This window comes from Micromonospora sp. NPDC003776 (assembly GCF_053605645.1).
Window position 1 is genome coordinate 1 of sequence record NZ_JBSGJR010000255.1, and the last position, 9,188, is coordinate 9,188.

10 protein-coding genes and 1 riboswitch are annotated in these 9,188 nt (G+C 74.8%); of the genes, 6 read left to right on the forward strand and 4 right to left on the reverse strand.

Translation table 11 applies throughout. The annotated features are described in order from the left end of the window. Positions 1-125: 125 nt before the first annotated feature. Entirely contained in the window at positions 126-821 is a 696-nt protein-coding gene (locus ACWEVO_RS20415; RefSeq protein WP_452309108.1) for a hypothetical protein, read from the reverse strand. A gap of 154 nt (positions 822-975) precedes the next feature. Between ACWEVO_RS20415 and ACWEVO_RS20420 the strand changes: the two genes are divergently transcribed. Continuing rightward, complete coding sequence (locus tag ACWEVO_RS20420; protein WP_452309109.1) at positions 976-2,175, forward strand: sensor histidine kinase; 1,200 nt, start codon at positions 976-978, stop codon at positions 2,173-2,175. Further along, positions 2,172-2,822 (forward strand): response regulator, encoded by a 651-nt coding sequence (locus ACWEVO_RS20425; RefSeq protein WP_452309110.1) that lies wholly within the window; start codon positions 2,172-2,174, stop codon positions 2,820-2,822. Before ACWEVO_RS20420 ends, ACWEVO_RS20425 begins: the two co-directional genes overlap by 4 nt. 29 nt (positions 2,823-2,851) lie before the next feature. Here the strand turns inward: ACWEVO_RS20425 and ACWEVO_RS20430 are convergent, their stop codons facing one another. The 3 genes from ACWEVO_RS20430 to ACWEVO_RS20440 all read right to left on the reverse strand — a co-directional run bounded on the left by ACWEVO_RS20430 (position 2,852) and on the right by ACWEVO_RS20440 (position 5,758). Continuing rightward, positions 2,852-3,652: an energy-coupling factor transporter transmembrane component T family protein gene (locus ACWEVO_RS20430; RefSeq protein WP_452309111.1), complete on the reverse strand. Its 801-nt coding sequence runs from the start codon at positions 3,650-3,652 to the stop codon at positions 2,852-2,854. Beyond that, positions 3,649-5,064, reverse strand: coding sequence for an ABC transporter ATP-binding protein (locus ACWEVO_RS20435; RefSeq protein ID WP_452309112.1), 1,416 nt, complete (start codon positions 5,062-5,064; stop codon positions 3,649-3,651). The genes ACWEVO_RS20430 and ACWEVO_RS20435 overlap by 4 nt, the downstream gene beginning before the upstream one ends. Before the next feature lie 109 nt (positions 5,065-5,173). Beyond that, positions 5,174-5,758, reverse strand: a complete 585-nt coding sequence (locus ACWEVO_RS20440; protein WP_452309113.1) for an ECF transporter S component — start codon at positions 5,756-5,758, stop codon at positions 5,174-5,176. A gap of 74 nt (positions 5,759-5,832) precedes the next feature. After that, positions 5,833-5,939, reverse strand: a riboswitch (TPP riboswitch). Positions 5,940-6,026: 87 nt separating this feature from the next. On the opposite strand from ACWEVO_RS20440, the gene ACWEVO_RS20445 reads away from it, so the two are divergent. The 4 genes from ACWEVO_RS20445 (at position 6,027) to ACWEVO_RS20460 (ending at position 8,999) form a co-directional block, all read left to right on the forward strand. Beyond that, positions 6,027-6,851, forward strand: coding sequence for an alpha/beta fold hydrolase (locus tag ACWEVO_RS20445; protein ID WP_452309114.1), 825 nt, complete (start codon positions 6,027-6,029; stop codon positions 6,849-6,851). After that, on the forward strand, positions 6,848-7,660 hold the full coding sequence (locus tag ACWEVO_RS20450; protein ID WP_452309115.1) for an aminoglycoside N(3)-acetyltransferase: 813 nt from the start codon (positions 6,848-6,850) through the stop codon (positions 7,658-7,660). Before ACWEVO_RS20445 ends, ACWEVO_RS20450 begins: the two co-directional genes overlap by 4 nt. Next, positions 7,657-8,406 (forward strand): sugar isomerase domain-containing protein, encoded by a 750-nt coding sequence (locus ACWEVO_RS20455; protein WP_452309116.1) that lies wholly within the window; start codon positions 7,657-7,659, stop codon positions 8,404-8,406. The genes ACWEVO_RS20450 and ACWEVO_RS20455 overlap by 4 nt, the downstream gene beginning before the upstream one ends. An 89-nt stretch (positions 8,407-8,495) precedes the next feature. Further along, positions 8,496-8,999 (forward strand): DUF6328 family protein, encoded by a 504-nt coding sequence (locus ACWEVO_RS20460; protein WP_452309117.1) that lies wholly within the window; start codon positions 8,496-8,498, stop codon positions 8,997-8,999. Positions 9,000-9,188 lie beyond the last annotated feature (189 nt).

A 9,188-nucleotide genomic window follows, 5' to 3' on the forward strand; every position in this document is an offset into this window, starting at 1 on the left:
CGGGGGCCCCCCCGCCCTCCGCCGTCAACCCCCCCCCCCCCACGGCCGCGGGCCTGGGGGGGTGCCGGGGGCGGGGGGGGGGGGGGGGGGGGGGGGGGGTGTGCGGGCCCCCCCCCGCGCCCGGGTCAGGCCGCGGCGGTCGCCGGGGCCGCCGTACCGGCCGGAGCCTCGGCGGTACCGGAGCGCTTGACGCCGAGGGCCAAGCCGACGAAGCCGGCCACCATCAGCACGCTCACCGCGACCTTGACCGGCACGCCGGAGCCGACCAGGTCGAGTACCTGCCCGGCGGTGAGGACCAGCGGCACCCAGAGCGCCACCAGCCGGGCCCGCCAGGCGCCGAAGGCGAGCACGAGCAGACCGACCAGCCAACCGAGCAGCCACACGCCGAACGAGGCCATGACGAACGGGTCCCCGTCGATCGCCGTGGTCACCGGCCGGGCGGCCCCCGCCGCCACGTCGCCGCCGGCCAGCGCCCCGAAGAAGGCGTTGTACTGCCACAGGTGGACGGTGGAGAAGTAGAGCCCGAGCAGGGCCGCGCCGCCGCCGACGGTGGCGGCCACCGGCTTGCGCCGGCCCATGGTGGCGGCCAGCCCCAGCGTCGCGGGCAGCAGCAGCAGGTGGGCCAGGGCGAACAGGATCGTCTCCACCCGCCACGCGCCCAGGTGCCCGGCGGCCACCGCCACGTTGTCGGCGGTGTCGGCCACGTCGTCGGGGAACATCACCCAGTAAAAGGCGTTCGCCACGCCGTAGACCACGCCGCCGGCGAGCAGGCCGGCCGCCGTGAGTCGACGGCCGGTCGGCCGTCCGTTGCTGTCGTCCATCGAAGTCTCCTTCCGAAGTCGTCGCAGGGACGCTAGGAGCCGCACCGGGGCCGGGTCGTCGGCGTGGAAGTTGATCCGCGGGTGGAGGTCCGTTGGCCGTCGCTACACCCGTGGGTGGACGCGCACCCCCGGTCGCCGTCGCTACCCTTCCGGCATGTCCGTCGCTTCCGACGTCCGTGCCCGGTGGCGCGAGGTGGCGACCGCGCTTGCCGGTGCCGCGCTCCTCGCGTTCGGCGTGGCCGAGCTCTACGTCCCGCTGGCCGGCTACGTCGAGGGGGAGGGGCCGGACCTGGCCGCGCTTCCCGCCGCCTGGCTCGCCGTGCTCACCGTGCTGCTGGTCGGCTACGGCCTCGCGGTGGCCGGCTGCACGTCGTATCCCAGGGCGGCCGCCGTTCTCGCCGGCGCCTGCTTCACCGCGCAGAGCTTCACGCCCGTCCTACCGGAGTGGCCGGTCGTGCCGCTGCTGGCGCTGCTGGCCGCCGCCTTCGGTTGTGTCGCGGTGGGCGGCAAGGGGGCCTTCACGGTCGCCGCGGTCAGCTACTTTCTCCCGCTGGGGATCGAGAACGCCATGGCCGGCGACTCCGACTGGATCTTCATTCTGTTCGTCGGGTTGGCCGTACTGGGCCCCGGGTACGCCGTGCGGATGCGACGGGCGCAGGCGGCGCGGCTGGTGGCGCTGGCCGCGGAGCGGGAGGCCGCGGCCCGGACGGACGAGCGGCTGCGGGTGGCCCGGGAACTGCACGACATCGTCTCGCACGGGGTCTCCGTGATGGTGCTGCAGGCGGCCGCGGCGCAGGCGGTGCTGGACTCGGACGCGGCGCAGGCCCGAGCGTCTCTCGACGCGGTGCAGGGCGTCGGGCGCGAAGTGGTCACCGAGCTGCGCCGGCTGCTCGTCATCCTCCGCGGCGCCGAGCCGGCCCCGGACGGGCTGCCCTCGCTGCGCCGACTCGACCCGTTGACCGCCGGCGTACGCCTCGCCGGCGGCCAGGTCGAGCTGAATGTCACGGGAGACCTCGACGCGGTACCCGCCGCCGCCGACGTCAGCGCGTACCGGATCCTGCAGGAGGCGCTGACCAACGCCGCCCGGCACGCGCCGGGGGCGACCGTCCGGGTCGCCCTCGAAGTGGCCGGCGACGGTGTCCGGCTGTGCGTCGTCGACGACGGGACAAGCCCGGCCCGGCGCGGCACCGGCACCGGCCACGGCCTGACCGGCATCCGGGAGCGGGCGGAGCTGTTCGGCGGCACGGTCACCGCCGGCCCTCGCCCGCAGGGCGGCTTCGAGGTGCGCGTCGAGCTGCCCTTCGACGCCGAGGCGTCGGCCGCCGCGCTCGCCACGACGGGGACCGGCGGATGACCCGGGTGCTCATCGCCGACGACGAAGCGTTGGTGCGCGGCGGCCTGCGCATGATCCTCACGGCGCAGCCCGATCTCGAGGTCGTCGGGGACGCCGCCGACGGCGAGGAAGCCGTCCAGCTCGCGGCCCGGTTCGCCCCGGACGTGGTGCTGATGGACATCCACATGGCGCCCACCGACGGGATCGCCGCCACCGAGCGGATCCTGGCCGCCCGCGGCGAGACCCGGATCATCATGCTGACCACGTTCGACCTGGACGAGTACGTCTACCGGGCGCTGCGGGCCGGGGCCTCCGGGTTCATGCTCAAGACCACGCCACCGCGGGAACTGGCCGAGGCGGTGCGCACGGCGGCCCGGGGCGATGCCCTGCTCTCCCCGTCGATCACCCGGCGCCTGATCGACCATTACACCGCGACGGCGTCCGTGGTCGCGCACCCCGGCCTCGCCGAGCTGACCACGCGGGAGACCGAGGTGCTGCGGATGATGGCGCTCGGCCTGTCCAACGGTGAGATCGCCGAACAGCTCTTCGTCGGCGAGGCGACCGTCAAGACGCATGTGAACCGCATCTTCGCCAAGCTCGGGGTGCGGGACCGGGTGCAGGCGGTGGTGCTGGCGTACCGGAGTGGGGTGGCCCAGCTCCGACGGTAGGCGGTGGCTTGACTCGCGGTGGCCGAGGGTCAGCCGATCAGCGGGCGGAAGGTGCCCAGCACGACGCTGACCGCCAGCGCCGCGCCGGCCAGCACCGCCGCGCCGAGGACCAGCAGCCCGTCCGCGATGGTGAAGCGCTGCCGCCGGGCCACCGTACGAGGGGTGCCGGCGTCGAACCCGCGGGCGTCCATCGCCACCGCGAGCCGGGTACCCCGCCGGATCGCCCCGACCAGCAGGGCGAACGCCGTCGACACGAAGAGCCGCAGCCGGGCCACCGGGTCACGGCCGGCGTCCACCCCGCGGGCCCGCCGGGCCATGCTGATCATCCGCCACTCCTGTTCGAGCAGCGGCACCAGCCGGAACGCGGCGAGCGCGCCGATGGCGAACCGGGCCGGCGCCTTCGCGTTCTGGATCAGCGCGTCGGCCAGGTCGGTGGCGTCGGTGGTGGCGAAGACGATGATCCCCGGCAGCGCCACCGCGAGCATGCGCAGCACCAGCCCCAGCGCGGTGACCAGCACCCCCTGGGTGACCAGCACCGGCCCGGCCTCGACCAGCGCCGGGCCGGACCGGTCCGCGGCGAACAGCACGAGGGTGACCAGGATGCCGCCGGCGCTCGCCAGCAACGGCCAGGCCCGCCGGGCCAGCACGCCGTAGCGGACGCCGAACAGCGGCAGCACCGCCAACTCGACCGCGATGGCGATCGCCGGGGCCACCGGGTCCAGCGTGGCGATCAGGATGAACGAGAAGAGCAGCGCGGCGGCCAGCTTCGCCACCGGATTGCGCCGGGCCAGCGGCGCACCCGGCACGGCGACCGGCTCGACCCCGATCATGATCGCTCCAGGGTGACGGTCCGGTCCGCCAGCGCCGCGACGAAGTCCGGGTCGTGGGTGACCGCGACGACGCCGTGGCCGGCGTCGCGCAGTTCGGCGAAGAGGTCGACCAGCTCCCGCCAGGTCCGCCGGTCCTGGCCGAAGGTGGGCTCGTCGCAGATGAGCAGGCGGGGCGCGGTGGCCAGGGCGGTCGCCACGCTAAGCCGCCGCGCCTCGCCGCCCGAGAGGGTGTACGGGTTGGCGCCGGCCAGCCGGGCCAGGCCGAGCCGCTCCAGCAGCGCGTCCACGGTGGCCCGTACGGCCGCCTCGTCCTGTCCGGTGCGGCGCGGCCCGAGCGCCAGTTCGTCGCGGACCGTACCGGTGACGAACTGGTGCTCCGGGTCCTGGAAAACCGAGCCGATCCGCCGGGCCAGGGCGGGCGCCCGCCAGCGGTGCGGGGGCGTACGGGCGTCCGTGCCGGCCAAGGCGGCCGTGGCGGTGGCCGTACCGGTGCCCGGGCGGAGCAGGCCGCCGAGGAGCAGCGCCAGGGTGGACTTGCCGGCGCCGTTCGGGCCGAGCACGGCGAGCGCCTCGCCGGCGCGTACCTGAAGGTCGGTGGGGGCCAGCCGGGGCGGCAGGCCGAGCCGGTCGGCGGTGAGCAACGCCGCGCCGGGCGGCGCGGTGGCGGGCCGGGGCGGCACGGGGTGGCCCGGCACCCAGACCCCGGCCACGGCGAGCGCGTCGCCGTGCGCGGCGAAGACCGCCTCGGGCGCCCCGTCGGCCCGCACCCCGCCGCCGGGCTCCAGCACCACCACCCGGTCGACCAGCGGCAACGCCTCGGCCACCCGGTGCTCGACGAGGATCAGCGTGGTGTCGGCGTCGAGGGCGTCGGCGACGGCCCGCCGGACCAGGGTGGCGCCGGCCGGGTCGAGGTTGGCGGTCGGCTCGTCGAGCAGCAGCAGCCCCGGGCGCAGGGCCAGCGCCCCGGCCAAAGCGAGGCGCTGCTGCTCGCCGCCGGAGAGCGCGGCCGTGGGTCGGTCCCGGTGGTACGGGAACCCGACCCGGCGCAGCGCCTCGTCCACCCGGGGCCAGATCTCCTCGGCCGGTACGCCCCGATTCTCCAGCCCGAACGCCACGTCGTCGCCGGCCCGGGCCATCACCAGCTGCGTCTCCGGGTCCTGGAAGACGATGCCGACGCGTTCCCGGGCCTTGCGCGGGTCGAGCCCGTCGATCTCGACGGTGCCCTCCTGCTCGCCGGAGTCCTCGGGCAGCAGCCCGGCGAGCGCGGCCAGCAGCGTGCTCTTCCCCGCCCCCGACGGCCCCAGCATCAGCACCCGTTCGCCGGCCTCGACGCGCAGGTCCACGCCCCGCACCGCCCACGCCTTCCGCCCCGCGTGCCGCCACCCGAACCCCCGCAGCTGCACCCCGCTCACCACGCCACCCCCTTCCATCCGGCCCCAGCGTTGTTGATCAAGGAGTTTGCGTCAGGAAAACCGCCTCGGCCGACGCAAACTCCTTGATCAACGCGGTCGACGGTGGCGGTCAGACCGCGGCGCGCTCGCGACCGGCGGGGAAGCGGTCCAGGACGCCGGTGTTGGCGAGGGCGCGGGTCAGGGCGACGCTGCCGAGGCCGGCGATGATCGCCGCGCTGACGATGGTCAGCAGGGCGTACGGGATGCGGTAGCTGGTCAGGTCGTAGGTCTTGTTCCAGTAGACGAAGTCGAAGATCGCCGCGGTCAGGCCGGTCAGCGCGCCGGCCAGCAGAGCCGTCGGCAGCCGGAAGCTGCGGTAGCGGAACGCGGCGAAGGCCACCTCCGCGCCGACCCCCTGCATCAGCCCCTGCACGATGACGATCCCACCCCACTGGCTGCCCAGCAGCGCCGAGATGATCGCCGCCACCAGCTCGCAGTAGAGCGAGGCGCCGGGCTTGCGGATGACCAGACCGCCCAGGACGGCCGGCACCAGCCAGACCCCGTAGATGAGGGTCTGCGCCGGCGGGAAGAACGCGAACGCGGCGTCGGTGGCGCCCCAGACCAGGCCCCAGGCCCAGAAGATGACGCCGAAGGCGACCGCGATCACCGAGGCGACCACGATGTCGATGGTGCGCCAGCGGTTGCTGTTGTCCATTGGTGAGCTCCCAGTCCAGACGAGGAACCAGGAGAAGACGCACGCCGCGCCCGGTATCACCGGACGGCGGCGCGGCTGGAGGTCGACCGAACTCCCTGCGCTGGCATTACCCAGATCAGGTTCGAGGGTCTGCGGGCACCGGCCCGCACTCTCAGCGCTGTGCGCTCCCCTGTCGGATGTGAAGTTGTCCCGCAGACGCTAGCACCGACCCGCGGTGGCGGCCCAGCAGGGCGATCGACAGCGGGCCCGGCTGGGTAGGGTGGCGATCATGCGGGTCGACGCGCGAGGTCTGACGTTCGAGGTACGCACCGGCGGCCCCGAGGACGGCGAACCGGTCCTGCTGCTGCACGGCTTCCCCCAGCACGGCGGCGAGTTCGACGAGGTGGTGCCCGCGCTGCACGCCGCCGGCCTGCGCACCTACGCGCCCGACCAGCGCGGCTACTCGCCGGGCGCCCGGCCGGCGGCGGTCGAGGCGTACCGGATCCCGGAGCTGGTGGCCGACGCGGCCGCGCTGCTGGACGCGCTCGGGGTGACCGCGGCCCACCTGGTCGGCCACGACTGGGGCGCGATCGTGGCGTGGGGGCTGGCCGCGGCGCGGCCCGAGCGGGTGCGCTCGCTGACCGCGGTCTCGGTGCCGCACCCGGCGGCGATGGGGCACGCGCTGGCCACCGACCCACAGCAGAAGGCCCGCTCCTCCTACATCGCGCTGTTCCGCAGGCCCGGCAAGGCGGAGAAGGTGCTGCTCGCGCTCCGGGCCACCGCGCTGCGCCGGATGCTCTCCGGGGTTGGCGACGCCGGCCGGGTGGCGCGCTACGCCGACCCGATGCGCGAGCCCGGCGCGCTGACCGCCGCCCTGAACTGGTACCGCGCCATGACCGGGGCGGACATGAAGGCCGTCGGACCGGTCGCGGTGCCGACCACGTTCGTCTGGAGCGACCGGGACATCGCGATCGGCCGGACCGCGGCCGCGGCGTGCGCCGGGCACGTGACCGGCGACTTCCGCTTCGTCACCCTCACCGGCGTCACCCACTGGATCCCCGACGAGGCGCCCGCGCCGCTGGCCGAGGCGATCCTCGCCCGCGTCGGCCGATGATCTCCGCCGCCGCGCCGGCCCGCCCGCACACCCCCGCGTCGCTCGCCGCCCAGCTCCGCGCCCTCGGCGTACGCCCCGGCGGGACCGTGCTGGTGCACGCGGGTCTGCGCGCGCTCGGCTTCCTGTGCGGCGGGCCGGAGGCGGTGCTGCTCGCCCTGCGCGAGGTGCTCGGGCCGGCGGGCACCGTGGTGGTGCCCACCCACACCCCGGAGAACAGCGACCCGGCGGGCTGGACCAACCCGCCGGTGCCGGCGGACTGGTGGCCGGTCATCCGGGCGGAGCTGCCCGGCTTCGACCCGGCGGTCACCCCGAGCCGGTTCATGGGCGCGTTCGCGGAGCTGGTCCGCACCTGGCCGGGGACGCGGCGCAGCGACCATCCGTACGTCTCCTTCGCCGCGCTCGGGCCGGCCGCCGAGCGGATCGTCGCCGGTCACGCGCTCGCCGACATGCTCGGCGAGTCCTCGCCGCTGGGCCGCCTCCACGACCTCGACGCCGACGTGCTGCTGCTCGGCGTCGACCACGGCCGCAACACCTCGCTGCACCTGGCCGAGTACCGGCAACCCGCGCCGCCCCGGCAGCGCCACGGCGCGGCCGTGCGCACCGCCGACGGCGGGCGGGAGTGGGTGTGGTGGGACGACGTGCGGATGGACGACGACGGGTTCGCCCGGCTCGGCGCCGACCTGGAGGCGACCGGTGCGGTACGGCTCGGGCCGGTCGGCGACGGCACGGGCCGGTTGGTGAGACAGCGGGTGGCGGTCGACTTCGCGGTGGACTGGCTGGCCCGGAACCGACGGACGGAGGAATCATGACGGTGAGTGCCGAGGCGTACCTGGCGGTGGTGACCGAGACGATCGGCCGGGTGGCCGCCGCGCAACGCGACAACGTCGGCCGGGCGGCGGACCTGATCGCGGAGTCGCTGCGCGCCGACGGGGTCGTGCACGCGTTCGGCACCGGGCACTCGGAGGCCCTGGCCATGGAGATCGCCGGCCGGGCCGGCGGGCTGGTGCCGACCAACCGGATCGCCCTGCGGGACCTGGTCCTCTACGGCGGTGAGCCGGTCGACGTGCTCGGCCCGAAGCTGGAACGCGAGCCGGCGGTGGCGCACCGCCTCTTCGAGTTGGCCCCGGTCCGTCCGCAGGACGTCTTCGTGCTCGCCTCCAACTCCGGCGTGAACGGCGCGATGGTGGAGTTCGCGTCCATCGTGAAGGAGCGCGGGCACGCCCTGGTGGCGATCACCTCGGCGGCGCACTCCGCCCGGATGACCTCCCGTCACCCCAGCGGGCGCAAGCTGGCCGACTTCGCCGACGTGGTGCTGGACAACGGCGCCCCATACGGCGACGCCACCCTGCCGCTGCCCGAGGGTGGCGCGGTCGGCGCGGTCTCCTCGATCACCGCCGCGCTGCTGGCCCAGCAGATCGTGGCCGAGGTGGTGGCCCGGCTGCTGGCCGCGGGGGAGCAGCCCCCGGTCTACCTCTCGGCCAACATCACCGGCGGCGACGAGCACAACGCCGAGCTGGAGGCCCGGTACGCGGGCCGCATCCGCCGCGGGGCCTGAACGAGTTTCGCGACCGGCCGGGCCGGGCACTGGCGTTGCTGCCGACGGAGTGTTCTCCGCCGGCAGTACCGTCTTCCGGGAGGTTGTGGGTGTCCAAGGAGTCCGAGAAGCAGCGCTGGCAGCGCAACTTCGCCGACCTGCTCCAGGAGCTGCGGGTCGCGCAGACCGGCGTGCAGATCCTCTTCGCCTTCCTGCTCACCCTGCCGTTCAGCAACGGGTTCAGCCGGACCAGCGGGTTCCAGAAGGACGTCTACATCGTCAGCCTGCTCGCCGCCGCCGCGTCCGCCGCCATGATCATCTCGCCGGTGGCCTTCCACCGCGCGCTGTTCCGGCAGGGCCGCAAGCCGGAGCTGGTCCGGTTCGCGCACCGGATGGCCAGCGTGGGCCTCGCCTTCATGCTGGTCTCCATGGTCAGCGCGGTGCTGCTGGTCACCGATTTCGTGCTGAACCGGGAGATCGCGCTGCTGCTCAGCGGCGTCACCGCGCTCTGGTTCCTGACCTTCTGGGCGTTCCTGCCGTTCGCCCGCCGCAACTGGGGCGAGGACGACATCGATGACGAGGACGACGACCCGCAGGTGCTGCCCGGCGACTGAGCCGCGCCGGTCCGCGCCAAATCGGACGTGCACGCGACGCTACCCCTGGGTAACACCCGGGAGTAGCGTCGTTTTCGTCGAGCACGTCGACGCAGCCGGACCGAGGTCCCCAGGAGGCAGCCGTGACCACGACACAGAACAGCCGACCCGACCCCGCGAACGCCGGCGGACCGACCGGTCGGATGGCCC